Origin of the sequence: Kineococcus sp. GCM10028916, from assembly GCF_042674865.1 — a bacterium.
Classification (GTDB): Bacteria; Actinomycetota; Actinomycetes; order Actinomycetales; family Kineococcaceae; genus Kineococcus.
Map to the genome: position 1 here is coordinate 789,833 of NZ_JBHTFM010000003.1, position 26,550 is coordinate 816,382.

General features: G+C 73.8%; 23 protein-coding genes. 19 read left to right on the top strand and 4 right to left on the bottom strand.

All coding sequences use genetic code 11. The annotated features are described in order from the left end of the window. The first annotated feature begins 226 nt into the window (after nucleotides 1–226). The 7 genes from ACFQ46_RS06340 (at nucleotide 227) to ACFQ46_RS06370 (ending at nucleotide 10,574) form a co-directional block, all read left to right on the top strand. A complete protein-coding gene (locus ACFQ46_RS06340; protein ID WP_380258236.1) occupies nucleotides 227–3,529 on the top strand; it encodes a hypothetical protein in 3,303 nt (1,100 codons plus the stop codon). Then, complete coding sequence (locus tag ACFQ46_RS06345; protein WP_380258238.1) at nucleotides 3,526–4,290, top strand: hypothetical protein; 765 nt, start codon at nucleotides 3,526–3,528, stop codon at nucleotides 4,288–4,290. Before ACFQ46_RS06340 ends, ACFQ46_RS06345 begins: the two co-directional genes overlap by 4 nt. Beyond that, complete coding sequence (locus tag ACFQ46_RS06350) at nucleotides 4,287–5,426, top strand: glycosyltransferase family 4 protein (RefSeq protein WP_328294545.1); 1,140 nt, start codon at nucleotides 4,287–4,289, stop codon at nucleotides 5,424–5,426. The genes ACFQ46_RS06345 and ACFQ46_RS06350 overlap by 4 nt, the downstream gene beginning before the upstream one ends. Continuing rightward, on the top strand, nucleotides 5,423–6,559 hold the full coding sequence (locus ACFQ46_RS06355; RefSeq protein ID WP_380258240.1) for a glycosyltransferase: 1,137 nt from the start codon (nucleotides 5,423–5,425) through the stop codon (nucleotides 6,557–6,559). The genes ACFQ46_RS06350 and ACFQ46_RS06355 overlap by 4 nt, the downstream gene beginning before the upstream one ends. 55 nt (nucleotides 6,560–6,614) lie before the next feature. Continuing rightward, on the top strand, nucleotides 6,615–8,108 hold the full coding sequence (locus tag ACFQ46_RS06360; protein WP_380258242.1) for a hypothetical protein: 1,494 nt from the start codon (nucleotides 6,615–6,617) through the stop codon (nucleotides 8,106–8,108). Between the two features lie 181 nt (nucleotides 8,109–8,289). Next, nucleotides 8,290–9,456: a glycosyltransferase family 4 protein gene (locus ACFQ46_RS06365; RefSeq protein WP_380258244.1), complete on the top strand. Its 1,167-nt coding sequence runs from the start codon at nucleotides 8,290–8,292 to the stop codon at nucleotides 9,454–9,456. Between the two features lie 59 nt (nucleotides 9,457–9,515). Continuing rightward, nucleotides 9,516–10,574 carry a cellulase family glycosylhydrolase gene (locus tag ACFQ46_RS06370; RefSeq protein WP_380258246.1) on the top strand — a complete coding sequence of 353 codons (1,059 nt, stop codon included), beginning with the start codon at nucleotides 9,516–9,518 and terminating at the stop codon, nucleotides 10,572–10,574. Between the two features lie 97 nt (nucleotides 10,575–10,671). On the opposite strand, the gene ACFQ46_RS06375 is transcribed toward ACFQ46_RS06370, so the two are convergent. After that, the gene (locus ACFQ46_RS06375) at nucleotides 10,672–11,940 is read right to left on the bottom strand and encodes a glycosyltransferase (protein ID WP_380258248.1); all 1,269 of its coding nucleotides are present in this window, start codon (nucleotides 11,938–11,940) and stop codon (nucleotides 10,672–10,674) included. After that, nucleotides 11,937–12,893 (bottom strand): glycosyltransferase family 2 protein, encoded by a 957-nt coding sequence (locus ACFQ46_RS06380; protein ID WP_380258250.1) that lies wholly within the window; start codon nucleotides 12,891–12,893, stop codon nucleotides 11,937–11,939. Before ACFQ46_RS06380 ends, ACFQ46_RS06375 begins: the two co-directional genes overlap by 4 nt. A 392-nt stretch (nucleotides 12,894–13,285) precedes the next feature. On the opposite strand from ACFQ46_RS06380, the gene ACFQ46_RS06385 reads away from it, so the two are divergent. After that, on the top strand, nucleotides 13,286–14,164 hold the full coding sequence (locus ACFQ46_RS06385; RefSeq protein WP_380258252.1) for a DUF4397 domain-containing protein: 879 nt from the start codon (nucleotides 13,286–13,288) through the stop codon (nucleotides 14,162–14,164). Beyond that, entirely contained in the window at nucleotides 14,161–14,832 is a 672-nt protein-coding gene (locus ACFQ46_RS06390; RefSeq protein WP_380258253.1) for a class F sortase, read from the top strand. The genes ACFQ46_RS06385 and ACFQ46_RS06390 overlap by 4 nt, the downstream gene beginning before the upstream one ends. An 18-nt stretch (nucleotides 14,833–14,850) precedes the next feature. Here ACFQ46_RS06390 and ACFQ46_RS06395 read toward each other — a convergent pair whose 3' ends face one another. Together ACFQ46_RS06395 and ACFQ46_RS06400 are read right to left on the bottom strand one after the other, a co-directional pair. Continuing rightward, entirely contained in the window at nucleotides 14,851–16,056 is a 1,206-nt protein-coding gene (locus tag ACFQ46_RS06395; RefSeq protein WP_380258255.1) for a cellulose binding domain-containing protein, read from the bottom strand. A gap of 74 nt (nucleotides 16,057–16,130) precedes the next feature. Beyond that, nucleotides 16,131–16,931, bottom strand: coding sequence for an HAD family hydrolase (locus ACFQ46_RS06400; RefSeq protein WP_380258257.1), 801 nt, complete (start codon nucleotides 16,929–16,931; stop codon nucleotides 16,131–16,133). 42 nt (nucleotides 16,932–16,973) lie between these two features. Here ACFQ46_RS06400 and ACFQ46_RS06405 point away from each other — a divergent pair, with 42 nt between their 5' ends. The 10 genes from ACFQ46_RS06405 to ACFQ46_RS06450 all read left to right on the top strand — a co-directional run bounded on the left by ACFQ46_RS06405 (nucleotide 16,974) and on the right by ACFQ46_RS06450 (nucleotide 26,541). Continuing rightward, nucleotides 16,974–17,282, top strand: a complete 309-nt coding sequence (locus ACFQ46_RS06405; protein WP_380258259.1) for a glutaredoxin family protein — start codon at nucleotides 16,974–16,976, stop codon at nucleotides 17,280–17,282. Between the two features lie 190 nt (nucleotides 17,283–17,472). Further along, nucleotides 17,473–18,210, top strand: coding sequence for a redox-sensing transcriptional repressor Rex (locus ACFQ46_RS06410; RefSeq protein ID WP_380258261.1), 738 nt, complete (start codon nucleotides 17,473–17,475; stop codon nucleotides 18,208–18,210). After that, nucleotides 18,211–19,539: a glutamyl-tRNA reductase gene (locus tag ACFQ46_RS06415; RefSeq protein WP_380258263.1), complete on the top strand. Its 1,329-nt coding sequence runs from the start codon at nucleotides 18,211–18,213 to the stop codon at nucleotides 19,537–19,539. It begins immediately after the preceding gene. Further along, nucleotides 19,536–20,531 (top strand): hydroxymethylbilane synthase, encoded by a 996-nt coding sequence (hemC, locus tag ACFQ46_RS06420; RefSeq protein ID WP_380258265.1) that lies wholly within the window; start codon nucleotides 19,536–19,538, stop codon nucleotides 20,529–20,531. The genes ACFQ46_RS06415 and hemC overlap by 4 nt, the downstream gene beginning before the upstream one ends. A gap of 5 nt (nucleotides 20,532–20,536) precedes the next feature. Then, nucleotides 20,537–22,330 (top strand): uroporphyrinogen-III synthase, encoded by a 1,794-nt coding sequence (locus ACFQ46_RS06425; protein ID WP_380258457.1) that lies wholly within the window; start codon nucleotides 20,537–20,539, stop codon nucleotides 22,328–22,330. A gap of 18 nt (nucleotides 22,331–22,348) precedes the next feature. Continuing rightward, nucleotides 22,349–23,326, top strand: a complete 978-nt coding sequence (gene hemB / locus ACFQ46_RS06430; RefSeq protein ID WP_380258267.1) for a porphobilinogen synthase — start codon at nucleotides 22,349–22,351, stop codon at nucleotides 23,324–23,326. A gap of 89 nt (nucleotides 23,327–23,415) precedes the next feature. Continuing rightward, a complete protein-coding gene (locus ACFQ46_RS06435; protein ID WP_380258269.1) occupies nucleotides 23,416–24,708 on the top strand; it encodes a Fic family protein in 1,293 nt (430 codons plus the stop codon). 247 nt (nucleotides 24,709–24,955) lie between these two features. Then, entirely contained in the window at nucleotides 24,956–25,606 is a 651-nt protein-coding gene (locus ACFQ46_RS06440; RefSeq protein ID WP_380258271.1) for a restriction endonuclease, read from the top strand. Nucleotides 25,607–25,681: 75 nt separating this feature from the next. Next, nucleotides 25,682–26,092, top strand: coding sequence for a helix-turn-helix transcriptional regulator (locus tag ACFQ46_RS06445; RefSeq protein WP_328296258.1), 411 nt, complete (start codon nucleotides 25,682–25,684; stop codon nucleotides 26,090–26,092). Between the two features lie 20 nt (nucleotides 26,093–26,112). Further along, nucleotides 26,113–26,541 carry a VOC family protein gene (locus ACFQ46_RS06450; RefSeq protein ID WP_380258272.1) on the top strand — a complete coding sequence of 143 codons (429 nt, stop codon included), beginning with the start codon at nucleotides 26,113–26,115 and terminating at the stop codon, nucleotides 26,539–26,541. Nucleotides 26,542–26,550: the final 9 nt, after the last annotated feature.

A 26,550-nucleotide genomic window follows, 5' to 3' on the forward strand; every position in this document is an offset into this window, starting at 1 on the left:
GGGTTCACCGGATTCCCCGGGAACCCGCCCTTCGTGCGTTCCGGGGCCCCTCCGTCGCTCCGGGTCACTACCGGTCGCTCTGCGTGCTGTTCGTTCGGGCCGATCCGGTGAAGGCATCGCCCAGATGCCGACCGGGACCCTCGTCCAGGGACGCCCGGGCGACCGCCCTCCTTAGACTTCGAGGGCCCGCCGGGCAGCGGCACCCGCCGCCGAGTCGAGGAGTCGGATGACCCCGGGAGTGACGAGCACGCCCAGCACCACGAGTTCTTCCGGGCGCGACGACGTTCCCAGCGGTCTCCAGCGCATCCTCCGCATCTCGGCCTCCCTGGTCGGGACCCAGGCGGTCACCAGCGTCCTCGGGCTCCTCTTCTGGGCCATCGCCTCCCGCGGGTTCACCCGGGACCAGTTCGGCGTCGCGAACGCGGCCATCTCGGCCATGGGCCTGCTCGGCGCCCTCGGGACCCTGGGTCTGGGCACCCTGCTCATCTCGTTGCTCCCGCGGACCGAGCAGGGCGTCCGCCGCGTCACCGTGCGCACCGCGCTGGCCGTCTCCGCGGCTGCGGGGACCCTCCTGGCCGTCGTGGTCCCCGTCGTGGCCATCCACGTCCTGCAGCTGGACAACCTCAGCCCCCTCGCCGGTTCCCCCGGGCACGCCACCCTCTTCGCCGTCGGGACCGGCCTCGCCGCCGTCGTCCTCGTGCTGGACCAGGCCGTCCTCGTCATCGGCTCGGGCAACCTCCAGCTCGAACGCAACGTGATCGCCAGCGCGACCAAGGTCGTCGTCCTGCTCGGCCTCGCCGCGGCCGGCGCCACCGACGGGATGGCCGTCTTCGCGGCCTGGGCCGTGGGAACGGTGGTCTCGCTGCCGTTCGTGGCGCACCGCACCCGCGGTGGCCGCGCGCTGCAGCAGCACCCGCGCCTGGTCGACCTGTCCTCGATGCGCGGGCTCGGCCGGCGCGCGCTGAGCCACCACGCGCTCAACACGACGCTGCAGAGCCCGTTGATGCTGCTGCCCGTCATCGTCACCGCCGCCGTCTCGGCCGACGCCAACGCCCCCTTCGGGGCCGCGCTCCAGCTCACCGGCTTCGTCTTCGCCCTGCCCTACGCCCTGTCCGTGGGGCTCTTCGCCGCCGCGGAGGGCGACGACGGGGAGGTCCTGCGGCGGATGCGGGTCACCCTGCCACTGGGCCTCGGGGTCAGCGTGGCCGCCAACCTCGCGCTCTTCCCGCTGGCGCCCTACGTGCTGCGGATCTTCGGGGACACCTACGCCGCGGACGGCTCGAACGTGCTCCGCATCCTCGTCCTCGCCGGTCTGCCGTTCGTGATCAAGGACCACTTCGTCGCCCTGCGCCGCGTGCAGGGCCGGACCGGGGACGCGACCCTGGTCCTGGTGGTCTTCACCGTCGCCGAGCTGGCCGCGGCCCTCGTCGGGGCGCACGTCGGCGGGGTCGTCGGCCTCAGCGCGGCGTGGGTCGGGGTGCTGGTCGTCGAGGCGCTGCTGCTCGCCGTCCCGCTGCTGGCGGCCCGGCGCCGGTTCGTGGCCCAGGAACGTGCGGAAGGAACAGCAGAGGAAGCAGTCGAGAAGGTGGACCCCGACGTGGTGCAGAACCAGACCCTGGAGCAGGACGCGGTGGACGAGCGGACGGCGTCGGCGCGGTCGGTCGCCGCCGTGGTCGAACCCGTCCCCGCACGCCGCGGGTCCCGGGGGCTCGGCCCGGCCCTGCTCGCCACCGCCCTCGGGCTGCTCGCGATGTCCCTCGCCGCCGCCCGGGCCCGCAGCACCGGCGACGACGGGGGCGCGACCCAGCTGCTCTGGGAGGCCGGGCTGGTGCTGCTGGTCGGGCCGGCCGCCCTGCTGGCGATGTGGCCGCGCACCAGCGGCTCGGTGCGGGTCTGGACGGCCGTCACGGCCGCCGCCGCCCTGCAGCTGAGCCGGGTCGTGCTCTACCCCGACCGGTTCATGTTCCACGACGAGCTGCTGCACGCGAACCTGCTGCGCCAGATCTCCGACACCGGGCAGCTGTTCGGGCTGAACCCGCTGCTGCCCATCACGGCGTACTACCCCGGTCTGGAGGTCGCGACCGACGGCGTCGCCGACCTGACCGGTCTCTCCGCGCACACCAGCTCCGTCGTGCTGCTGCTCGCCGCGCGGGTGGTGCTCAGCCTGGGCATCGCGGCCGTCGTCGTCCGCCTCACCCGCTCGCACCGGGCCGGGGCCGTCGCCGTCGTCGTCTACGCCTGCAACCCGCAGATGCTGTTCTTCAACTCCCAGTTCAGCTACCAGACCCTCGCGCTGCCGCTCGCCGTCCTCACCGTCGCCCTGTTCGCCTCCCGGCACCGCGGATCGGGGCGCGGGTCGGGGCGCGGGTCGTGGCGCGGGCTGGTGCTGCCGCTGGCCGCGTTCGCCGCGGTCACCACCACCCACCACGTCACCGCGGCGCTGCTGCTGGTGGCCTTCGCCGTCTGGACGCTGGTCGAGCTCCTCGTGGCGCGCTCCGCCCGCCGCGGTGGGGACACCGCGCGGCGCAGCGAGGCCGGCGCGCTGGCCGTGACCACGGTCTTCGGCCTCGCCTGCTTCACCGCGACCCTGCTGAACCCGGGCAACACCCTGGGCAGCTACCTGGGCTCCATCGTCACCAGTTCCTCCACCGACCTCGGTGCCCTCTTCGAGGGGAAGCAGACCAAGGCCCTCTTCGCCAACACCGCGGGCGTGGGTCCCGCCTGGTGGGAGCAGCTGCTGCTCATCGGTGGCCTGGGGATCACGCTGCTGGCCCTGCTGCCCTCGCTGTGGGCCGCGCGGGCGTGGGTCCGGACCCGGGTCTCGCTGGCCGTCGTCCTCGTCCTCACGGCCGTGCTCTGGCCCGTCGTCCCCGGCGGCCACGTGGCCCGGGCCACCTCCGAGGTCGGCGACCGCGCCGCGGGCTTCGTCTTCCTCGGCGTCGCCTTCGTGGTGGCCTGGTGGCTCGTGCGGCGTCCCGCGACCCGACGCGTCGCCGGGATCTTCGGCGTCGCGGCGACGGTGACGTTCCTCGGTGGCGTGGTCCTGGGGTCGGGGACGGTCAGCTCCCAGCTGCCCGGGCCGTTCCTCGTCTCCGCCGACGCCCGCAGCGCCGACGCCGACAACCTCGCCGCGGCGCAGTGGCTGGGGCGGACGCTGCCGCCGGAGACCCGGGTCTACGCCGATCGGGTGTCCGGTCTGCTCGCGGCCGCCGACGGCGGCATGTTCACCGTGCGCCACATCAGCACCGACATCGACGCCTCCCGCCTCCTCCTCGACCCGGAGTTCAGCCAGAAGGACGTCGACCTCGTCCGCGAGGCCGGCATCCGCTACCTCGTGGTCGACCGGCGCGACGCCAACGGGCTGCCCAACCAGGGCGTCTACGTCGAGAGCGGCGAGTTCGGCGGCGACGGGCGCACCGCGCCCGTCCCGCTGGCCGCGCTGGAGAAGTTCGACGACGTCCCCGGCGTCGACCGCATCTACGACAACGGCTCCATCGCCGTCTACGACCTCTCGGAGCTGGGCCAGTGAGCACCACGTCCCCGCGGACGCGCCCGGTCGGGGCCACCCCCCTGCTCGTGGGCGCGGCCGTCCTCGTCGTCGCGGCCGTCGTCGCCGTCCTCCTCGACGGCCCGACCTGGCTGCGCAGCGTCCTCGTCCTGGCCGCCACCGCCGCCACCGCGGCGCAGCTCGTCCGCCGGGGGTGGCGCCGCTCCACCCTCGACCGCGTCCTCACCGCGGTGGGCGGGGTCCTCGTCGTCCTCGTGCTCGTGGGGATGGTGCTGGGCGTGAGCGGGATCGGCCTGCGGGCCGGCACCTGGGCCGTGGGCCTGGGGGCGCTCGCGCTCGTCGGCCTCCTCGTCAGCGCGCTCACCCCGGGGCGGGAGCGCGAAGCCTCCGTCGAGGCGGCCCCGGTGGCCGAGGGCTCCCTGCGCCGGGCGGTCCTGCGCACCTCGCCGTGGGTGCTCGCCGCCGTCGCCGTCACCGTCGTGGCCCTCGTCGTCGCCGTGCGCAGCGTGGACGAGAACTCGACGTCGCCCGTCCAGATGTCCCTCGTGTCGCTGGACGGCGCCCAGGCCGTGGTCGAGGTCTCCTCCGAGGAGGCCGCGGGCCCGCTGGAACTGCGCACGGACCCGGGTGACGGTTCTGCCGTCACCTACCCGCTGTTCTCCGTCCCCGAAGGAGGAACCGTGCGGACCACCGTCGTCGTGCCGGTCCAGGGCAAGGTCGTCGTCACCGTCAGCAACCCCGGACAGGTGCAGCCGCTGCGCACCCTGGTCGTGAACCGGTGACCGCGCGGAACGGGCGGCCCCGGGTCCTGCACGTCGTCCAGCGCTACTTCCCCGAGATGGGTGGTCTGGAGACCCACGTCGCCGAGATCACCCGCGGCCTCGCGGCGACGGGGGAGTTCGACCTGACCGTCCTCGCCACCGACCGCAGCGGCGGGCTGGCCCGCCACGACGTCGTCAACGGCATCCCCGTGCTCCGGCGCCGGTCCTGGCCGCGGGAGGGCGACCTCTACCTCTCGCCCGGGCTGGCGCTGCCCGTCCTGCGGGGGCACTGGGACCTCGTGCACGTGCAGGGCGTCAACACCCTCGCACCGCCCGTGGGCATGCTCTCGGCGATCGCGGCCCGGACCCCCTTCGTCCTCACCTTCCACAGCGGCGGGCACTCCTCCTCCGTGCGGACCGCCGGTCGCGGCGTGCAGTACCGGGTCCTGGCCCCGCTGCTGCGGCGGGCCCGCCGGCTCATCGCCGTCAGCCGGTTCGAGCGCTCGGCCTTCGCCGCGGTGACCGGTCTCCCCGAGTCCCGCTTCAGCGTCATCCCCAACGGGGGCGCGCTGCCGCCGTCGCCCGTCGCGGTCGCGCCGGTCGAGGGCCGGATCGTGACCAGCGGGCGCCTGGAGCGCTACAAGGGTCACCAGCGGGTCATCGAGGCCCTGCCGCTGGTCCGCGCGCAGGTCCCGCAGGCCCACGTGGTCGTCCTCGGCAGCGGTCCCTACGAGCAGGAGCTGCGGCGCGGGGCCGAACGCGCCGGCGTCGCGGACCACGTGGAGTTCCGGGCGCTGCCGCCCGCGGACCGGACCGCGATGGCGGGCGAGCTCGCCCGAGCCGGGGTGATGGCGGCGATGTCGGACTACGAGGCGCACCCGGTCGGGGTCATGGAGGCCGTGACCCTCGGGCTGCCCGTCGTGGGCAGCGACGTGGCCGGCATCGGGGACCTCGTCGAGGACGGCCTGGTCGTCGGGGTCGCACCCGACGCCGACGCGGCGACCCTGGCCGCGGCGCTCAGCACCCAACTGCTGGCCACCCGGGCCCGCGGGGCGGTCCCGCACGTCCCGCGGCCGGTGGAGCTGCCGACGTGGGAGACGAGCGTCGCGGCGACCGCCGAGGTCTACCGCACGGTGCTGGGCGGGGGTTCCTGGTGAGCCGCCCGACCCGGGTCGTCCACGTCATCACGACCCTCACCACCGGCGGCGCCGAACGGCAGCTGGAGCTGCTGGTCGAGCGCTCGGGCGCGCAGTCCCGGACGCTCTGCCTCTACGAGGGCGGCCCCGTGGCGGACGCGATGCGCCGGCGGGGACACCACGTCGACGTCCTCGGCATGGCGGGCTGGCGCAAACCGCTCGCGATCGCGCGGCTGGCCCGCGAGCTGCGCCGGCTGCGCCCCGACGTCGTGCACGTCCACCTCCTCGCCGCGCAGCTCTGGGGCATCCCGGCGGCCCGCCTGGCCGGGGTCCCCGTCGTGGTCTCCAGCGAGCACTCGCTGATGGCGGACTCGATCGAGGGCCGTCCGCTCACCGCCTGGCTGCGGCGCGTCTACACCGGCCTCGAGGCCCTCACCGACCACACCGTCGCGGTCTCCGCCACCACCGCGGACCGCCTGGTCGCGTGGGGCGTGGCGCGGAGCCGCATCTCCGTGATCGACAACGGCATCGACCTCGACGCCGTCCGCCCCCGGGCGGGCGACCGCGAGCGCGTGCGGGCCGAGCTGGGAGTTCCGGAGGGCAGCACGGCGGTCGTCGTCGTCGGCCGCCTGGACCCCGTCAAGCGCGTCGACGAGGTCCTGCGGGCGCTCGCGCCCCGGCTGCTCGCCGGCGGGCACGTCCTGCTGGTCGCCGGGGCGGGGTCGTTGCGTCCCGGGCTGGAGTCCCTCGCGGGGGAGCTGGGGATCGCCTCCGCGGTCCGCTGGCTGGGCGCGCGGGACGACGTCCCGGCCGTGCTGGCCGCCGCGGACGTCCTGCTCAGCGCCTCGCGCGACGAGACCTTCGGCCTCGCCGTCCTGGAGGCCGTCGCGGGCGGGTTGCCCTCGGTCTTCGTGCAGTGCCCAGCGCTCGAGGAGCTCGGGACGCTGCCCGAGGGAGTGGCTCGCGCCGACGGCGGCGGCCCCGAGGCGCTCAGCGCGGCTCTGGACGACCTGACCGCCCGTGGGCTGCACCGCCGTCCCGCCCCGGCCGCGGTGGTCGAGCGCTACGACGCACGGCGCACGGCGGCCGCGGTGGACGCGCTGTACGCGGACCAGCTCGCCCACGACTGGCACTCCTCCCGCCGCGCTCACTGACCGCACGGGCTGACCGGGCCGTACAGATCGGCGCTCCCGCCGCCGATGGGGAGGGGTGCGCCGACTCCGACCGACGACCCCGCGACCTCGGCTGCTGCGCGGTCTCGTCCTGGCGGTCCTCGCGGCCCTGCTCGCGGTCGGGTCGGCGGCGGTGGGCCTCCCCGGGAGCAGCCCCGCGGCCGCTCAGACGACGGGTTTCGTCCAGCGCGACGGGTCCCGGCTGACGCTGAACGGCGCGACGTTCCGCTTCTCCGGGACCAACGTCTACTGGCTCGGCCTCGACGACAACGTCCGCGACGCCGCGGGGCAGCCGACCGTCCCGTCCCGCTTCCGCATCGACGACGCCTTCCGGGCGGCCCAGGCCACCGGCGGCACCGTCGTGCGCACCTGGGGCGGGCTCGTCGGCTGCGCGCGCTGCATCGAACCCCGTCCGGGCGTCTTCCAGGACTCCGCCTTCGACTCCATCGACTACGCCGTGGCCTCGGCCGCCCGGCACGGGCAGCGCCTCGTGGTCACCCTGGTGGACAACTGGGACTACTACCATGGCAGCAAGCTCACCTACACGGGCTGGCGCGGGCTGCCCGAGTCCGCCTTCTTCTCCGACCGCGGGGTCATCGCCGACTACCAGGCCTACGTCACCCACTTCGTGCAGCACGTGAACCCCTACACGGGGCTCGCCTACCGCGACGACCCGACGATCATGGCCTGGGAGACCGGCAACGAGATGTGGTGCCAGACCTGTTCGGGCAACTACTGGGACGGCTCCTGGACCCGCGCGATCGCCGACCACCTGAAGTCCGTGGCCCCGCGCCAGCTCGTCGTCGACGGGCACGGCACGGACCCCGGCTGCCGGACCGACTGCCTGCACGCACCGAGCCTGGACATCGCCTCGGTCGACGTCGTCGACGACCACTTCTACCCGATGCAGCTGGACCGGGTGCGTTCCGCGGCCGCGACGGCCGCCGCCCACGGCAAGGCCTACCTCGTCGGTGAGTACGACTGGAACAACCACCGCGGCGGTTCCGGCCTGCAGGACTTCCTCGACACCGTCCGCCTCTCCGGAGCGGTCGGCGCGCTGACCTGGTCGGTCGTGCCGCACGCCGACACCGCCGGGTTCGTCGACCACGACGACGGTTTCCAGTACTTCTTCCCCGGTCGCGACGACGACGAGCGGGCGCGGACGGGCACGCTGCGCGCGTTCGCCGCGAAGGTGTCCGGTGCGGCGGCCTCCGACGCGGCACCCCCGGCGCCGTGCGGGCTGGCCCGGGTGGCGACGGGGACCGGCACGGGGCTGCGCTGGCGGGGTGCGGCGCCCGCCGTGCGCTACGTCGTGCAGCGGCGCGCAGCCGGGTCCACCGCCGGCTGGCAGAACCTCACCTGGCAGGTGCGCGACCAGGCGGTCCTCCCCGCGAGCGGTGCGCTGTGGGTGGACACCACCGCTGCCGGGAGGCGCTCGGAGTACCGCGTCGCCGGGATCTCGCTGCGGGGGACGCGGGGCCCCTGGTCCACGGCCGTGCCACCGGGGGTCACGACCGCCTGCGGTTCCTGAGCGGGGGTCACCCGCGTCCGCGCGACCCCCGCGGATGCAGGACGATGGAGCGTCCCGCCCCCGGGCGGTTCACCTGATCAGGTCTTGCCCCGGACCTGTGCGGGCCGCGACCCTGGGGTGGGGGCCCGCACCGTTCGCCGATCGGTCCGCCCCTCGACCTCGAGAGGCAGAAGCACCCCCGATGTTCCTGGAACCACGCCGGACTCCGACCCGTCCGTCCGGTTCCGGAGGGTTGCTGCTCGCCTCGCGGGGGGACGCGTTGACGCCCTTCCTCTTCGAGGAACTCCAACGGCGCTACCCCGTGGTCGGGGTCCTCCACACCGACCTGTCCCGGTGGCAACGGGTGGCCGTCGCGGCGACGACGTTCCGCCCCTCCCGCGTGCGGTGGGCCGAGCACTTCTTCAAGAGCGGCCTCGGCTACGCGCTGCGCTCGCGCAACGCGGAACTCCTGCGCCGGCGCTCGCCGGACCCGCAGGCTCCCGTCTTCCAGGTGCACGCCCTCTTCGACGTCACCGGGGGTGGTGGCAGCCTGCTCTACGTCGACTGCACGCACCGGCAGTCGGCGGCCTCGTGGCCGGCGTGGAACCCCCTGCGGGGCAGGGCGCTGGAACGCTGGTACGCCCAGGAGACCGCCGCCTACCGCGCCGCCCGGCACGTCTTCTCGTTCAGCACCGCGACGAGGGACTCGCTGGTCGACGAGTACGGCGTGGACCCCGCCCGCGTGAGCGTCGTGGGGGCCGGGGCGAACGGGGGTCTGCCCGAGGAGGTCGCGCACCGCGGAACCTCGCCGGGCCCCGCCCCCAACCTGCTGTTCATCGGCAACGACTTCGCCCGCAAGGGAGGTCACGACCTGCTGACCGCCTTCGCGCAGGTGCGCGCACGTTTCCCCGGCGCGACGCTGCGCCTGGTCGGGACGCGTCCGGAGGTTCCCGCCCAACCGGGTGTGGAGGTCCTGGGGAGGGTTCACGACCGCGAGCTCGTCGCTCGCCTCTACGCCCAGGCCGACGTGTTCGTGCTGCCCTCCGTCTTCGACCCGTTCCCGTTGGTGCTGCTGGAGGCGATGGCCCGCGGAGTTCCGCTGGTCACGACCGCGTCGTGCGGGATCCCCGACCTCGTGCGGGACCAGGTCGAGGGACACGTCGTCGCCGCGAACGACCCGGCGGGTCTGGCGGCCGCACTCGTGCGATCCTTGGCCGATCCCGCGCACAGCTCGTCGATGGCTGCCACGGCGCGTCTGCGGGTTCGGGAGGAGTTCACGTGGCAACGCGTCGTCGACCGCATGGCCCCCGTCCTCGACGAGCTGGTCCGCACCGGAACCGGTCGTGGACCGGACCGCTCGCCGCGCTGACCCTGCTGACGCTGGTCGGAGCGGGGCTGACGTCCTGTTCCGGTCCGGCCGACGACTTCGTGGAACGCGACGGGCGGCAGTTCACCGTCGACGGGAAACCCTTCCGGTTCGTGGGTTTCAACCTCTACGACGCGGCCGCGAGCGACCGGTACTCCTGCCGCCCGGCGTCGCGCATCCCCCCCGAGGACCTCGAGGACCACTTCCGCTGGCTGCACGACCACGCGGGGGTCACCGTCGTCCGGTTCTGGGCGTACCAGACCTACACCGACGGCGGTCGTGACTTCAGCGCCGTCGACCGCGTCGTGGACGCCGCGCGGGCGACCGGGATCCGGTTGATCCCGGTCCTCGAGGACGGGCCGGGGGACTGCAGCACAGGCGAACCGGGAGTCTCCCTGGCCGAGGCCGACGGCGGGACCTGGTTCAGCCAGGGGTACCGGAAACCGTACGGCAGCGCGCGGATCTCCTACCGGGACTACGTCGCCGCCATCACGGAGCACTACCGCGACGAACCCGTGGTGATGGCCTGGATGCTGGTCAACGAGGCCGAGACCCCGGCCCGCGACGACCAGGGACGGTCGGTCCTCGTGAGTTTCGCCGGTGACGTCGCGGGCCTGGTCCACTCCGTCGACCCGAACCACCTCGTCACCCTGGGAACCCAGGGCAACGGTGCTCCGGGGGGCAGCGGCGCGGACTTCCTCGCGGTCTACAACCAGACCGACCTGGACTTCGTCGAGGTGCACGACTGGGCCCGCTACGGTTCCGACACCGAGGCCATGCCGGGGGCCGAGGCCGACGGCAGCCTGCCGGCGGTCGGTTCGCAGACCTGCCGTTCCACGACCGCGCCGATCGCGTGCTCGTTCGCCATCGCCGCCCAGATCCAGAAACCCCTCGTCGTCGGCGAGGTGGGGATCTCCGCCACCGACGCGGCCGGCCGGGGTCGACGGGCGGAACTGGTCCGGGCGAAGGCGCAGGCCGCGTTCGACGCCGGTGCCGCCGGGTACCTGGTGTGGCACTACGGCACCGGAGCGACCGACGGGTACGACGTCGTGCGTTCCGACGACGACCTGCTGTTCGACGTCACCCGGCGACTGGGTTCGCAGGTGTCGGGGACGCCCTGAGGAGTTCCCCCGGGTACGCGGAACGACCCGTCGCCCCCGAGTTCTCGGGGGTGACGGGTCGTCGGCGGTTCCGGTGGGTCCTGGGTGGGAAGCTGGTTCAGGCCACGACGTCGCGACGCGCGTCGTCGTGCCGCGGTGCCCGCGCGTCGGCCGACGCGGCGCGGGGTCCCGCGACGGAGCCGGGAACCCCGAGGGTCGCGAAGACCCGGGCGAAGCGGGTGACCGAGGTGTCCCAGGAGTGCGGGTCGGCGTAGCGCTCGCCCCGGCGTTCCAGGAGTCCCCGCAGCGCCGCGGCGAGTTCCACGGGCGCGGCCGGGGGCACGAACACGGCACCCTCGTAGTCGCGGGCGGCCTCGACGAGACCCCCGACGGAGGTCACCACGGTCGGGAGTCCGGCGCTCATGGCCATCTGCAGCGGCCCCGAGGACGACGAACGGCGGTAGGGGAGCACCACGGCGTCGGCCGCGGCGAAGTGGGTGCGGACCTCCGCGTCGGTGACGTAGCGGTTGACGAGGTCGATGCGGTCGCCGTTCGGACTGTTCCGCACGGCGTCCAGCGGCGCCGTCCACCCCTCCCACGTCTCGCCGACGATGGTCAGCCGGAACTTCTCCGCCAGTTCCCGGGGCAGCGAGGAGAACGCCTCGACGAGGTCCTCGAGACCCTTGTACGGACGGATCGTCCCGAAGAACAGCAGGCGGAGCGGTGCGTCGCCGGTGGCGGCATCGCTACGCACCGCGGTGGCGTCGAGGACGTGGTCGTACGGCCCGTGCGGGATGACCGTGATCTGGCGCGGGTCGAGGCCGTAGGCCCCCTGCAGGAGTTCGGAGTCGTACTCGGAGTGGACGACGTGCGCGTCGACCCGGCGCAGCAGCGCCTTCATCGCCGACCGCACGTAGCGGACCACGCCGGGGACCCGGGCTTCCCCGGTGTCCTGGACCTCGTGCCACTCGATGACGACCTTGGCCCCGCGGCGGTGCAACGCCCGCGCGAGGAGCAGGTAGGAGTGCAGCACCGCGCCGGTCCACCACTGCAGGACGACGACGTCGGGGCGGGTGCGGTCGAGGAAACCCGACACCCCCCGGGCGCTGCGTCCCCAGTACCAGTCGACGCCGTCGTAGACGTCGATGTCGGGGGAGTAGTCGACGTCGTTCACGACGGAACCCACCCGGGAACGTCCGGGGTAGAGGAACCGCGGCACCAGGCGGCGCATCAGGACGACGCTCGTCGTGGTGCGTTCGGCGAAGGCGTTCGCGAGGCGGCAGGTGTAGTAGCTGATCCCGGAGGTGAACCGCCAGCCCGAACCGACGACCAGGACGCGGGTGGGACGCGACGTCCCGGCCGTGCGCGCCTCGGGGACGGAACTCATGCGTTCTCCCGCGCGTCCTGTTCGGCCCGGTGGATCTCGTGCCGTCCCGGTTCGGTCCCCTGCTGGGGGACGGAGGGGTGGCGGTCGGTCGGGCGGAGGTCGATGACCCGGGCCAGGGGGGAGTCCAGCAGCGCCGCGTCCTGCGCCTGCTCGTTCGCGAGGGTGTGCTCCGCATCGGCGTGGGCGTGGGTGAGGAGTTCCGCGCTGGGGGTGGGGGTGGTGGAGCGCCCGCGCTGGAAGCGTTCGGTGAGGATCGTGCGCAGCACCCGCAGGCCGTCGCGCACGGCGTGCAGGTTGCTCTCGCCGTGGATGCGGCGCAGTTCCACGCTGGGCACCTCGTGGATCTGCAGGTCGGCGGCGGCGACCCGGCAGTTGATGAGGGTCTCGATCTCGAAGCCGTCACCCCACTGCGCGGTGTCGTAGCGCGAGGACGGGATGGCCAGGTGCTGGAGCACGTCGCGCCAGAAGGCGTTGTAGCCGTAGCAGAGGTCCGTGTACTTGGTGCGGAACAGCACGTTGGTGAACAGCGTCAGCATCCGGTTGCCGGTGTCGCGCACGAGGGTGATGTCGTCGCTGCCGCCGGCGGCGAGGACGCGGCTGCCCTTGGCGAAGTCGGCGCCGGCGACGAGCGCGGCCACGAAGTCCGAGATCTCGGCGGCGTCTGCGGAGCCGTCGGCGTCGAACATGACGATGACGTCACCGGTGGCGGCCTCGAAACCCACGGCTAGGGCGTTGCCCTTGCCGCGCCGGGTCTGCTGCAGGAACTTCGCCTCGGGCAGCACCCGGGCCACGACCTCGGCCGTCCCGTCGGTGGAGTGACCGTCGACGACGATCACCTCGTGCACCTTGGGCAGGCCGGGCAGGACGATCTCGAGGTTGCGCGCTTCGTTCCACGCGGGCACCACGATCGTGACCTTCGGGTGCTCCGGACGTTCTACGGGCGTGGCAACCATCGGTGAAACCTCTCTCGTGCAGTTCAGTGGACCCGCATCGTCGAGGTTCCCGGGCCGTGGTCGGCCTTTCGACGAAACGTAGGTCCCGCGGCTGAGAGGTGTTCGGGTCCGTCACCCGAACAGATGGGTCTACTCCGAAAGAACTTCTCTACGTCATGCCTGGTTGACGGAGAGTGAGCTCAGGGGCATCCGTGCACCGACTGGTCCGTCTCGTAGTCACTAGTGCTGTACGCAACGTGACATCGACGGCAGAAGGGCGCCCGGTGCGTGCGCGAGGTCCGTCCCTGCCGCACACTGAGGGCCCGGCGTGGTCCTCTGATCGCGTCTGCGGTGCGGGGCCAGGCGCAGTCGGCCTCCGCGACCGCCCACGTCCACGTCCCGAGGAGTCCCCCGTGCTGGTCCGTTCCCGCCGTGTCCACCCGCAAGGCCGCGTGTCGACGGTGATCGGCGTGGTGCTGGCCGTCCTCCTGGTGGTCCTGCTGTCCGCGCGGGGAGCCGCCGCGGCCGTCGTCCCCGGTGACGCCTGGGTGCGCGCCGCCCACCTGGTCCCGGGTCTCGAGGCGATGCAGGTCAGCGCCCGGCCCACCGCCGGGGGCGACACCGTGGTCCTGGCCGCCGACGCCGGCTACGGCGACGTCGCGCCCTACCAGCGGCTCGCACCCGGCGACTACACCGTGGAGCTGCGCCCGGCCGGCGCCGCGCCGACCTCGTCCCCGGTCCTCTCCAGCACCCTCACCGCCAAGGCCGGCGCCGCCTACACCCTCGCGGGCCTGGGTTCCCTCACCTCGCCCCGGCTGGCGACCCTGCAGGACGACCTGACCCCGCCCGCGCCCGGGACGGTCAACGTCCGCCTGCTGCCGGCGGCCTCGACCGCGGCCCAGGTGACGGTGAGCGCCGTCGACGGGCCGGTCATCGCCCAGGACGCCGTGTTCGGTCAGCCGACCAGCTACACCAGCGTCCCCGCCGGGACGTGGACCCTGCAGGCGGTCGCGAACGGTGTCGCGCCGGCCACCACGAAGGTCGACCTGACCGCGGGCGGCGTCTACACCCTCGCGGTCGTCGACGGGACCGGCGGCCTCGGCGTGCAGGTCGTCACCGACGCCGCGGGCGCGGCGACGATGCCCGTGGGTGGCGCGCAGACCGGCGGCGGCGGTACGGCCGGTGGCCTCGACACCGAGTCCTCGCCCGGCCCGTGGATCCTCGCGATGATCGTGCTCGGGGGACTCGGCGTGCTCGCCGTGCGTCGCGCGAGGACCACGCGCTCGTCGTGACCGGCCGCGTCCTGCGTCGACGGTCCCTCCTGCTGCTGCCCGCCGCCGTCTGGGTCGCGGGCTGCTCCACGGGACCGGGTGCTCCCGCCCCGACCGGCGCTCCGGGTTCCACCGCGACGGGCACGGCGTCGGCCACGGCGACGGTCCCGTCCCCGGGCGGCCCGTCCTCGGCCACGGCGCCCGAGAGCGCGCCCGTGCCCGCGGTCGGTGACCCCGGGCGCGCCGTCGCGGCCGGTGAGGTCCCCGTGCACCTCGAGGTCCCCGCCGCCGGGGTGGACGTCCCGCTCATCCGGCTGGGCGTGAACCCGGACGGTTCGCTGGAGGTCCCGGTGGACTACCAGCAGGTCGGGTGGTTCACGGGGAGCGCCGCCCCCGGCGCCACGGGGCCGGCGATCATCGCGGGGCACGTGGACAGCACCAGTGGTCCGGCGCCCTTCTTCCGGCTGCGTGACCTCGTCGCCGGCGACGAGGTCGTCGTCACCGGCGCGGACGGGCAGCGGCGGTCGTTCTCCGTGGACGGGGTCGAGCAGTACCCGAAGGACCGGTTCCCCACGGCGGCCGTCTACGGCCCCGCCCCGGGCCCGGTCCTGCGGCTCATCACCTGCGGCGGGTCCTTCGACCGCAGCGTGGGTCACTACCGGGACAACGTGGTCGTCTTCGCGTCGTGAGCGCCTGGTCCGGACCGGTCAGCTGCAGCTGAGCGCGGTCGGCGTCGCGGGGCTGGTGGAGCTCGCCAGCTGGTAGCCGTAGCTCGTCGTGGCGCCCGCGGCGAGCGCCCCGTTCCAGCTCGCGTTGCGGACGCTCAGCGTGCGCCCGGACTGGGTCCAGGTGCCGTTCCAGAGGTTCGTGACCGTGGCGCCGGCGGGCAGCGTGACGGCCGTCGACCAGTCGGTGCGACCGGTCGGGCCGTTGGCGACGGTGACCGTCTGCACGGCACCGGAGTTCCAGGCGTTCTCGGTGCGCGCCGTGACGCTGCAGACCGGGCGACCGGAGACCGGACGGGTGGAGCGGGTCACCGCGGGCGTCGGGGTGGCAGTCGTCGTCGTGGGGGGCTTCGGCGTCACCGGGGTCGTCGCGGTGGGCGTCGCGGTGGGCGCCGGGACACCGCCCGCGGGTCCGGCGGAGAAGTCCGTGACGGCGAGCCCGGCGCCGCCGACCCACGGCTCGAAGCCGGCCTGGACGCTCGTGAGGTACCAGGAGCGCTGCGCGTAGCCGCGCTGCACGGCGTCGTCGTAGAAGGTGCCGAGGGCGAAGTCGAGGGAGGCCGTACCGGTCGTGCGGACGTAGGAGACGACGTTCCAGCCGGTGTTGCCGAACCAGACGTCCCAGCTGGCGCCCGCGAGCGCCACGGTGCCCACCTTGGCGCCGATGGGTTGCGGGCGACCGGCGTGGTTCGCCCAGACCATGACCTCGGCGCCGGTGTTCTGCCCGTCGCGGCGGGCGGTCGAGTCGAACCACAGGTCGTAGCCCGCGTCCCACTCGCCCGTCGTGGGGTAGGTCATCGAGACGGCGGTTCGCAGGGTCGAGAACGCGGGCGAGGAGGCCTGGACGGGGTCGAAGCCGGGCGTGCAGACGGCGTAGTGGCAGCCCCAGTAGATCGACGGGTAGCTCTTGGGGGCGCCCGAGGTCGAGGTGGAGCCGTCGGCGGTGGTGACGGCGAAACCGGTGGCGCTGGGTTCGATGCACTGCTGGGCCGAGGTGCCCCAGCGGTTGTTCTGGATCGTGTAGCGCCCGTCGGCCGTCGTGGTCTTGGCGTAGGTGTCGCACAGGACGGTGGCGGCGGAGGCCGACGGGGTGTCGAGGGTGACGACCAGGGCGGCGGAACCGGCGGTGAGGGCGGTCACGGCGGTCGCGACGGCGACCTTCACGGCGCGTGCGCGGAGTGGGGTCACGCGGACTCCTCGGTCCCGGGCCGGGGGACCTTGAGCCCACCACGGCGTGACCTGCGTCACACTCCGAAGTCGGGTCAGCGGCGGCGGAGCAGGGAGACGACGGCGAGCGTGCCGACGCCGACGGCACCGGCGCGGGCGCTCCAGCGCACGGCGTGGCGCCACTGGCGGAACTCGTGCACGGGCCACCCGTGCGCGGCGGCGTGCCGGCGCAGCGTCCGGTCCGGGTTGACGACGACGGGGGAGCCGACCAGCGAGAGCAGCGGCAGGTCGTTGGCGGAGTCGGAGTAGGCCGCGCAGCGGGTCAGGTCGAACCCGGCGGAGGCGGCCAGGGCGCGCACCGCGTCGGCCTTGGCCTGACCGTGCAGCGGTTCACCGACGAGCTTGCCGGTGTAGACGCCCGCCACGGACTCGGCGACGGTGCCGAGCGCGCCGGTCAGCCCGAGGCGGCGGGCGATCACCTCGGCCATCTCGACGGGGGCGGCCGTGACCAGCCACACCGGCGCTCCCGCGGCGAGGTGGCGGCGGGCGAGTTCCTGGGTGCCCGCGCGGACCTTGGACTCGACGTGCTCCTCGTAGACGTCCTCGCCGATCCGGCGGATGGTCGCGGTCTCGTGACCGGCGACGAAGGCCAGGGCGAGGTCGCGGATCTCCACGAGGTGGCCGAGGTTCTCGCCGCGCACCGCGTAGTGCAGCGCGCGGCGGGCGAAGCGCTGCACCTCGCGGCGGGAGAAGAACCCCCGCGCGGCGAGGCCGCGGGCGAAGTAGAACAGCGACGCGCCCCGCACCATGGTGTTGTCGAGGTCGAAGAAGGCCGCCTGCACCACGCGTGCGTCGACCAGCGGGGTGGACGCGTCGGCGGCAGGCACGTTCGGCATCGTAGGCCCGGCGTCCAGGTCGGGACCGGTCAGGAGTGAGTGGTGGGCAACCCGGAGTCACAGCAGCGGTCACAGCAGGAGTCGCAGCAGGAGGCGCGACTGGTGCTCGTCTCGCGGGTGGGCTGCCACCTGTGCGACGAGGGTCGTGGGGTCGTCGCGGCGGTGGCGGCGGCGACGGGGACGACCTGGACCGAGGTCGACGTCGACGCCGACGCGGAGCTGTTGCGGCGCTACTCCGACAAGGTGCCCGTCGTGCTGCTGGACGGGGTCGAACGGGACTTCGGCCGCCTCGACGAGCACCGTCTGCGCGAGGCGCTGGCGGGACGACGGTGGTGGCGTCGCGGCCGCTGAGCGGCGCCGGAAGGAAGGCAACCCTTCCTGTGTCGTCCCAGCTCAGGAGCGACGTGGCGCTCGTCACGCCGGGCGGCTACGACTTTGTGCAAGGCTTCACAAGAGCCTAGTCTTCTGGCGCACGACCAGCGGTTCCGGGGTTCTTCCCGGGGCCGGGAGCTTCGCGTACGAGGGTGCGGGTCTGACCGCTGTGGACGAGGACGAGGTGGGGACGGTCGACGTTCCCGAAGCGACCGTGGCGCGCCTGCCGCAGTACCTGCGGGCACTGTCGACGCTCGCCGAGGCAGGTCTGCGGACGGTGTCCTCGGAGGCGCTGGCCGAGGCCGTCGGCGTCGGTTCGGCCAAGCTGCGCAAGGACCTCTCCCACCTCGGCAGCTACGGCACCCGCGGCGTCGGCTACGACGTCGAGCAGCTCCACGCCCAGATCGCCGACCACCTCGGGCAGACGACCAGCTGGAACGTCGTCATCGTCGGCATCGGCAACCTGGGCCACGCCCTCGCCGGTTACGGCGGTTTCGCCTCCCGCGGGTTCCGCGTCGTCGGGCTCTTCGACGACGGGCCCCACGTCGTGGGCGAGGTCGTCAGCGGCCTCGCGGTCCGTCCGCTGGACGAGCTGCCCTCGGTGCTGCGCGCCGGGGAACCCACCATCGGAGTCCTCGCCGTCCCCGTCGAGCACGCGCAGGTCGTCTGCGACCGGCTCGTCGCCGCGGGTGTCACGAGCGTGCTGAACTTCGCCCCCACCGTGCTGCGCGTCCCCGCCGACGTCGACGTGCGCAAGGTCGACCTCGCCTCGGAGCTCCAGATCCTCGCCTTCCACGCCCAGCGGCGGGCCGCGCGCTTCGCCGCCCCCGCCGCAACCCCCGCCCCCAGTCCCGTCCCCACCCTCGAGATGACGCTCGCGGGCGAACGCGTCGGGGAGGTGGTCTGAGTGGCGCTGATGGTCGTGGGCCTCTCCCACCGCACCGCCTCCCTGGAGGTCCTCGAGCGCGCCGCCGCGGGTGCCGGCTCCGCCGAGCAGATCGTCGAGTCGCTGCTGGCGTCCCCGCACGTGGAGGAGGCCTTCGTCCTCTCCACCTGCAACCGCGTCGAGCTGTACTGCGACGTGACGCGCTTCCACGGCGGGGTCGCCGACGTCGGTGACGCCCTGTGCCGCCGCATCGGCCTCGGGTTCGAGGAGCTCGGCGAACAGCTCTACGTGCACTACGAGGACGCCGGCGTCGAGCACCTCTTCCGCGTCGCCTGCGGCCTGGACTCGATGGCCGTCGGTGAGAGCCAGATCCTCGGTCAGCTGCGCCTGGCCCTGCGCGACCTGCACCAGCGCGGGCTGGCCGGCGGGACGCTGGACCGGTTGCTGCAGAACGCGTTGCGGGTCGGCAAGCGGGCCCACTCCGAGACCGGGCTGGACGCCGCGGGCGCCTCGCTCGTCGACGCCACGACCACCCGCGCCGCCGGTGTCGTCGGGGACCTCCCCGGCAAGCGCGCCCTCGTCGTCGGTGCCGGCGCGATGAGCGCCCTCGTCGCGACGACGCTGGCCCGGGCCGGCCTCGACGTCGTCGTCGCCAACCGCACCCCGGACCGCGCCCAGCGCCTCGCCGCCGCGATCGGCGGGGTCGCCGTCGGGCTCGACGACCTGCGCGCGCAGGTGGCCGCGGCCGACCTCGTCGTCAGCTGCACGGGGGCCGTCGGGCACGTCCTGGACGTCGCGACCGTGGCCAGCGCCCTGCTCGACCGCCCGGAACGCCCGATCTTCCTGGCCGACCTGGCCCTGCCCCGCGACGTCGACCCGGAGGTCGCGACCCTGCGCGGGGCGCACCTCGTCGACCTCGAGGGCCTCGGCGCCGACCTCGCCAGTTCGGCCGTCGCCGAGGACCTGCGCTCGGTGCGGGCCATCGTCGCCGAGGAGGTCGCCGCCCACGCGGCCCACCTGCGGGCCGCCGACGTCGCCCCGACCGTCGTCGCGCTGCGGGCCCAGGCCCGCCACGTCGTCGAGGTCGAGATGCGCCGGCTCGGCAGCCGCGTCGAGCTCGACGACACGACCCGCGCCGAGGTCGACCGCGCGGTGCACCGCATCGTGGAGAAGCTGCTGCACACCCCCACGGTCCGTGTGAAGGAGCTCGCCGAGGCCCCCGGCGGGGTCGGCTACGCCGCCGCGCTGCGGACGCTCTTCGACCTCGAGGTCGCCCAGGACCCGAGCGCCCTGCCCGGTGACGCGCCGCTGTCCGGGACGGTCGCCGACGCCGTGAGCCACGTCTCGTGACCCGCCGACTGCGCCTGGGCACCCGCCGCAGCGCGCTGGCCCGGACCCAGAGCACCTGGGTCGCCGACGCGCTGCGCCGCAACGGGTTCGAGGTCGAACTGGTGGAGATCACCACCCACGGTGACGTCAACCGCGCCCCGCTGGCCCAGATCGGCGGCTCCGGCGTCTTCGTCTCGGCGCTGCGCGACGCGCTCCTCGCGGACGAGGTCGACCTGGCCGTGCACTCCCTCAAGGACCTGCCCACGGCCGACGCCGCCGGGCTCGCGCTGGGTGCCGTCCCCGAGCGCGAGGACCCCCGCGACGTCCTCGTCGCCGCCGGACGCACCCTCGCCGACCTCCCCGCCGGGGCCCGCGTCGGCACCGGCTCGCCGCGCCGGCGGGCCCTGCTGCTGGCGCTGCGTCCCGACCTCGACGTCGTCGCCGTGCGCGGCAACATCGACACCCGCATCGGCTACGCCACCAGCGGGGAGCTCGACGCCGTCGTGCTCGCCGCCGCGGGCCTCGCCCGCATCGGCCGCCTCGACGAGGCGAGCGAGCTCTTCGCACCCGACACCTTCGTCCCCGCGCCCGGGCAGGGCGCGCTGGCCGTGGAGTGCCGCGACGGGGACACCGAGGTGGTCGAGGCGCTCGCCGCGCTCGACGTGCCCGCGGTCCGGTTCGCCGTGGCCGCCGAACGTCAGGTGCTCGCCACGCTGGAGGCCGGTTGCTCGGCCCCGGTCGGCGCCCACGCCGTCGCCGTCGGCGACGACCTCGTCCTGCAGGTGGCGGCGGAGGACCCTTCCGGGGTCCTCGTCCGCCGTCGCCGGGCGGTCCCCCTCTCGTCGGTGACCGATCTCCGGGCGGCTCGCCGCCTCGGGGCCGAGGTCGCCGCGGACCTGCTCGAGCGCGAGCTCGCACAGACCCCCGTCGCCGTGGGCGGCGGAGCCCAGGAGAACCACCCCCTGGACCGTCCGGTCGACGGTCCACGTCCCGATCCGGAGAGTGGCTCGTGAGCACGATGACGAACAGCCCCCTGGTCGCCGAGCCGGCGCAGGCACCGGAGGCGGCCCTCGAGGTCACCTCCGACGCGCCCGAGGTGAGCCTGCTCACCGAGGTGACCGTGGCCAAGAAGGGGCACGACGCCCCCGAGTCGACCAGCACCAGGAAGTCGGGCAGGTCGGGCCGGACCGGCCGGAGTGCGAGTTCCGACAAGGCCACCAAGGCCGAGAGGGCGCTCGGGCACGTCTCCTTCGTGGGCGCGGGTCCCGGTGATCCGGGTCTGCTCACCGTGCGGGCCGTCGACCTCCTCGCCGCGGCCGACGTGGTCGTGCTCGACCAGGCCAGCCGCGAGGACCTCGCCGCCCGCTACTGCCGCGACGGGGTCGAGGTGCTGGACGCCGGTTTCGGTGACGACGGTCAGCCGCTGACCCGCGCCGTGCGGGCCAAGCTCGTCGTGAAGGCGGCGAAGGCCGGTGGTCGCGTCGTGCGGCTGATGGACGGGGACCCGTCGACCTTCACGGGGCTGGCCGACGAGATCGTGGCCTGCCGCAAGAACGGGGTCTCCTTCGACGTCGTCCCGGGCGTCTCCGCCGTCAGCGCCGTCCCGGCCTACGCGGGGATGCCGATGACCACCAGCCACACCTCCAGCGTCAACGTGGTGCACCCGACGGGCCGCTCGCTCGACTGGTCGCGGCACGCCGACAAGGACGCCACGGTCATCGTGCTCGGCACCGGTGACGACATCGCCGCCGCCGCGGTGGGGCTGCTCGGGGCGGGTCGGTCGGCCTCGACGCCGGTCGCGCTGACCTCCCACGGCACGACGACGACCCAGTCGACGACCACGACGACGCTGGGCGACCTCCAGCGGGCCGCCGCCGCCCTCGACGGCTCGCCGACCACGGCCGTCGTCGGCGACGTCGTCGCGCTGCGCGAGCAGGGCAGCTGGTACGAGACGAAGCCGCTCTTCGGCTGGCGGGTCCTGGTGCCGCGCACCAAGGAACAGGCCGGCGGGGTCACCTCGAAGCTGTCCGACCACGGCGCCACCGCCGAGGTCGTGCCGACCATCTCCGTCGAACCGCCGCGCACCCCGCAGCAGATGGAGAAGGCGGTCAAGGGTCTGGTGACCGGGCGCTACGAGTGGATCGGCTTCACCTCCGTCAACGCCGTCAAGGCCGTGCGGGAGAAGTTCACCGAGTACGGCCTCGACGCCCGCGCGTTCTCCGGCCTCAAGGTCGCCGCCGTCGGTGGCGTCACCGCGGAGGCGTTGCGCGAGTGGGGGATCGAGCCCGACCTCATGCCCGAGAACGAGCAGTCCGCCTCCGGGCTGCTGGAGTCCTGGCCGCCCTACGACGACGTCCTCGACCCCATCAACCGGGTGTTCCTGCCGCGTGCGGACATCGCGACCGACACCCTGGTCGCGGGTCTGGTGGAGAACGGCTGGGAGGTCGACGACGTCACCGCCTACCGGACGGTGCGCGCCGCGCCGCCCGCCGCCCCGGTGCGCGACGCGATCAAGACCGGCGCGTTCGACGCGGTCGTCTTCACGTCGAGCTCGACGGTCCGCAACCTCGTCGGGATCGCCGGGAAACCGCACCCGTCGACCATCGTCGCCTGCATCGGCCCGGCCACCGCGAAGACCGCCGAGGAGCACGGCCTGCGGGTCGACGTCCTCGCGCCGGAGCCCAGTGCGGAGGCCCTCGTCGAGGCGCTGGCCGGTTTCGGTCAGGGTCTGCGGGCGGCGGCCGCCGAGGCCGGCGAGCCGGTGCTGCGGCCCAGCCAGAAGAAGTCCTCCGCGCGCCGTCGGGCGCGCTGACCAGCTAGGAGTTCCCCCGTGGTGCAGTTGCCGATCAGGCCCCGCCGTCTCCGCTCCACCCCGGCGATGCGCCGGTTGGTGACGGACGTGCACCTGCACCCGGGGGACCTCGTGCTCCCGGTGTTCGTCCGGGAGGGCATCACCGAGGAGCAGCCGATCCGGACGCTGCCCGGGGTCGTGCAGCACACGCGCGAGTCCCTGGTGGCGGTGGCGAAGGACGCCGTCGCGGCCGGCCTCGGCGGGATCATGCTGTTCGGGGTCCCGGAGGAGCTCGACGCGGTGGGGTCCGGGGCCGACGACCCCGACGGGATCCTCAACGTCGCGCTCGAGGACGTCCGCGACGCCGTCGGCGACGACCTCGTGGTCATGGCCGACCTCTGCCTCGACGAGTTCACCGACCACGGCCACTGCGGGGTCCTGGACTCCCGGGGGCGGGTGGACAACGACGCGACCCTGGAGCGCTACGCGTCGATGGCGCTGGCCCAGTCCAGCGCCGGGGCCCACGTGCTGGGGCCCAGCGGGATGATGGACGGCCAGATCGGGTACCTGCGCAACGCCCTGGACGGCAGCGGTTTCGAGGACGTCTCGCTGTTCGCCTACGCCGTGAAGTACGCGAGCGGGTTCTACGGCCCGTTCCGCGAGGCCGTGAACTCCCAGCTCAAGGGTGACCGCCGCACCTACCAGCAGGACCCCGCCGCGAACGTCGCCGAGGCGTTGCGCGAGGTGCGGCTCGACCTCGACGAGGGCGCCGACATGGTCATGGTGAAACCCGGCCTGCCCTACCTCGACGTGCTGCGCGCCGTCGCCGACGTCTCCGACGTCCCCGTCGCCAGCTACCAGGTGTCGGGGGAGTACGCGATGGTCGAGTTCGCCGCGCAGGCCGGGGCGCTGGACCGCGAGCGGGTGGCGCTGGAGTCGCTGCTGGCGCTGCGGCGGGCCGGCGCGTCGATCGTCCTCAGCTACTGGGCGCTCGAGGCGGCGCGGGAGTGGCTGTAGCGGCAGATATCCTTTCATGAACCTCGACCCTCTGAAGGTTTGGGTAGCCAACCTTGTATCGGGGGATTGGGCATGCAAGGTTGTTCCGCATGGCTGTCTTGGAGGACGCGTTCTGGACGGCGCGGGATGAGACGGGCCTGCCCAGCCGAGACCGTCGGTCGGGCCCTTACCGCACCTACCTGCCGGACCCGCTCGGCGGTCGCCCTCTTGTCGTGCACCCGGACCTGTCACGACGCATTGCCCAGGTCGAGCGGTCTGTGCGGGGCCTCGCCGAGGGGCCGGCCGGGACCGACCTGGAGGGGCTGGCCCGCTTCCTCCTTCGCTCAGAGGCCGTCGCCAGCTCGTTGATCGAGGGCATCGCGCCGTCGAGCGCGAACGTCGCGGTCGCCGAACTCGCCCAGACCGAGGACGTGCAGCGTGTGGGGGACCAGGCGCAGCTCGTCGCTCGGAACATCACGATCGTTCGCCGCGCCACGGACGAGCTCGTCGCGCTCGACGAGGTGACGCCCGACGACGTCGTCCGGTTGCAGGCGAGTCTCATCCCGGAGGAGGAGCACCACGGCATCCGGGTGGTGCAGAACTGGATCGGGGGGTCGAACTGGCACCCCCTGGACGCTCAGTTCGTGCCTCCACCGCCGGAGGCGGTGGATCCGCTGACGACTGATCTGCTCGACTACCTCAACGGCTCCCACCACTCCCCGCTCGTCCAGGCCGCTCTGGTCCACGCGCAGTTCGAGACGATCCACCCCTTCACGGATGGCAACGGTCGGGTGGGTCGGGCCCTCGTCCACACCGTCTTGGCGCGCCGCGGGCTGACGCGGCAGGCGGTCCTGCCGATCAGCCTCGTCCTGGCGACGCTGCGGGACGACTACGTGCTTGGACTCACTGCCTACCGGTACGAGGGGGCGCCCGACGGTCCGGAAGCCTTCGCGGGAACGCAGTCGTGGATCGCCACCTTCGTCGAGGCCGCCGCCGTCGCCGTCGAGCAGGCCAGCGCCCTCGTCGCAGCCGTCAAGGAGTTGCGCGTCGACTGGGACGGCAGGCTGGCACGCCACCGGACGGTGGGCGGTCGGCGCGAGGTGCCGCGTGCGGACTCGGCCACCGCCCGGCTCCTCGCTCTGCTCCCAGAAGCTCCAGTCACGACGGCGCGGACGGTCGAACGGGTCCTCCGCGTGTCCTACCCGGCTGCCAACGAAGCGGTGCAGGAACTCGCGGCCGCCGGGATCCTGCGTGCCCGGCAGCTGAAGCGCAGAACCACCGGGTACCTGGCCACGGAGGTGCTGGACCTGATCGACCTCACGGAACGCCAGCTGGCCAGCACGGCCTTCGACACCCGAACGAGCCCGCCGAACCGAGCTGTGCCGGCGCGGCGCCAGGTCTGACGAGGAGTTGTCACCGGCTGGGCCCAGCAGTACGGCATCGGTGAGGGGGAGTTGTCCGGGGTCCAGGACAGGCTCGGAGCATGGGCTCGTCAGCTCCACGGCTGACGACCCTGCCCGGATGCTCCGCACCGCTCTGACTGCTGTGCGTCTCGATGCCGGGACGACGAATGCCGAGAGGACCCGTGCGCGCTGAGCCGATCGGAGGACAGGACGTTCAGCGACGACGCTGCTCCACCGATTCCGCACTGTGGCCCGCAACCGCTCGACCTGGGGACGATCGACCGGCAACGGCGACGACGCCGCCAAGCTCGTCCTCCTCGCCCTCCTGGTGCTCGCCGGCACGGGGCGCGCGCTGTGCGCCTGGCTGGCGGTCTGGTGGCCCGTGCTCGCCCTGGCCGGGGCCGTCGTCGTCGTGCTGCTCACCTGGCGGGTGCTGGTGCTGCGGCGACGGGCTCGCGGGCGAGCCGCCCGCCAGGCGCGGCTGGACCAGCAGGTCGCTGCCACCGACGGGATGAGCGGAGCGGACTTCGAGCAGCTCGTCGCCCGGCTCCTGCGCCGTGACGGCTGGCGCCAGGTCACCGTCTCCGGTGGTTCCGGTGACCTGGGCGCCGACGTCACCGCCCGCCACCCCGGCGACGGGTCGCTGCTGGTGGTGCAGTGCAAGCGCTACACCGACCGGGCCGTCGGCTCTCCCGACCTGCAGCGGTTCCTGGGCACCGTCTTCCACCACCACCGCGCCGACCACGCCCTCTACGTCACCACCAGCACCTACTCCCGTCCGGCTCGCGCCCTGGCCGCCGGTAGCGGCGTGCAGCTGCTGGACCGCGAGGCCCTGGCGACGTGGATGACGGGGCGGTCCCCGGCGCTGGACGCTGCCGGGCAGGCCGTCGCGCGCTGACCACGCTGACCACGCTGACCGGTCGGCGGGACGGTGGTCTTCCGTCGACCCGCGGGCCACACTGGGACGGTGGCGGTGCGGCGCGAGGACCTGGTGCGCCTGCGGCAGGTCCGCGACCGGATCGACCGCGACTTCGCGCAACCCCTCGACGTCGCGGTGCTGGCCCGGCAGGCGCTGATGTCGTCCGGGCACTTCTCCCGCTGCTTCCGCGCCGCCTTCGGCGAGACGCCCTACGACTACGTCATGACCCGCCGCATCGAGCGGGCCAAGGCGCTGCTGCGGCGCGGCGACGTGTCGGTCACCGACGCCTGCTTCGCGGTGGGCTGTTCCTCGCTGGGCTCGTTCAGCTCGCGGTTCACGCGCCTGGTGGGGGAGACGCCCAGCGCGTACAGGGCCCGTGACCACTCCGCCGCGGCGTCGATCCCCAGCTGCGTCCTGCACCGGGCGGCCAGACCGGTCACGATCCGAGAAGCCGGCCGGGTCTGAGCGCGCCTAGCGTCGTGGACGTGGTGATCCTCTCCAGCGTCCTCCTGACCGTCCACGACCACGACGAGGCCCTGACCTTCTACCGCGACCTGCTCGGGTTCGCGGTGACCCAGGACGTCTCCTACGAGGGGATGCGCTGGGTCACCGTCACCCCCGCCGACCAGCCGGACGTGCACGTCGTCCTGGAGACCCCGCAGTCCTGGCCGGACGCGTCGCCCGCCGACCGCGAGGCCATCGCGGAGCTCCTCGTCAAGGGCCTCGTCTCGCGTCTCATCTTCACCACCGACGACGTCGACGCCCTGCACGACAAGCTCTCCGCCGCCGGCGCGGAGATCCTCCAGGAGCCCGTCGACCAGCAGTACGGGGTCCGCGACTTCGGCGTCCGCGACCCCTCCGGCAACCAGCTCCGCTTCAACCAGCCGTTGGCGGACGCGCCCAGCTGGTCCTGACGCCGCCGT

Bases quoted from the DNA above. Each gene is read 5' to 3' on its own strand.
- ACFQ46_RS06435 (WP_380258269.1), top strand. From the start codon at position 23,416: ATGGCTGTCTTGGAGGACGCGTTCTGGACGGCGCGGGATGAGACGGGC.
- ACFQ46_RS06375 (WP_380258248.1), bottom strand. From the start codon at position 11,940: ATGAGTTCCGTCCCCGAGGCGCGCACGGCCGGGACGTCGCGTCCCACC.
- ACFQ46_RS06340 (WP_380258236.1), top strand. From the start codon at position 227: ATGACCCCGGGAGTGACGAGCACGCCCAGCACCACGAGTTCTTCCGGG.
- ACFQ46_RS06365 (WP_380258244.1), top strand. From the start codon at position 8,290: ATGTTCCTGGAACCACGCCGGACTCCGACCCGTCCGTCCGGTTCCGGA.
- ACFQ46_RS06380 (WP_380258250.1), bottom strand. From the start codon at position 12,893: ATGGTTGCCACGCCCGTAGAACGTCCGGAGCACCCGAAGGTCACGATC.
- ACFQ46_RS06400 (WP_380258257.1), bottom strand. From the start codon at position 16,931: ATGCCGAACGTGCCTGCCGCCGACGCGTCCACCCCGCTGGTCGACGCA.
- ACFQ46_RS06425 (WP_380258457.1), top strand. From the start codon at position 20,537: ATGACGAACAGCCCCCTGGTCGCCGAGCCGGCGCAGGCACCGGAGGCG.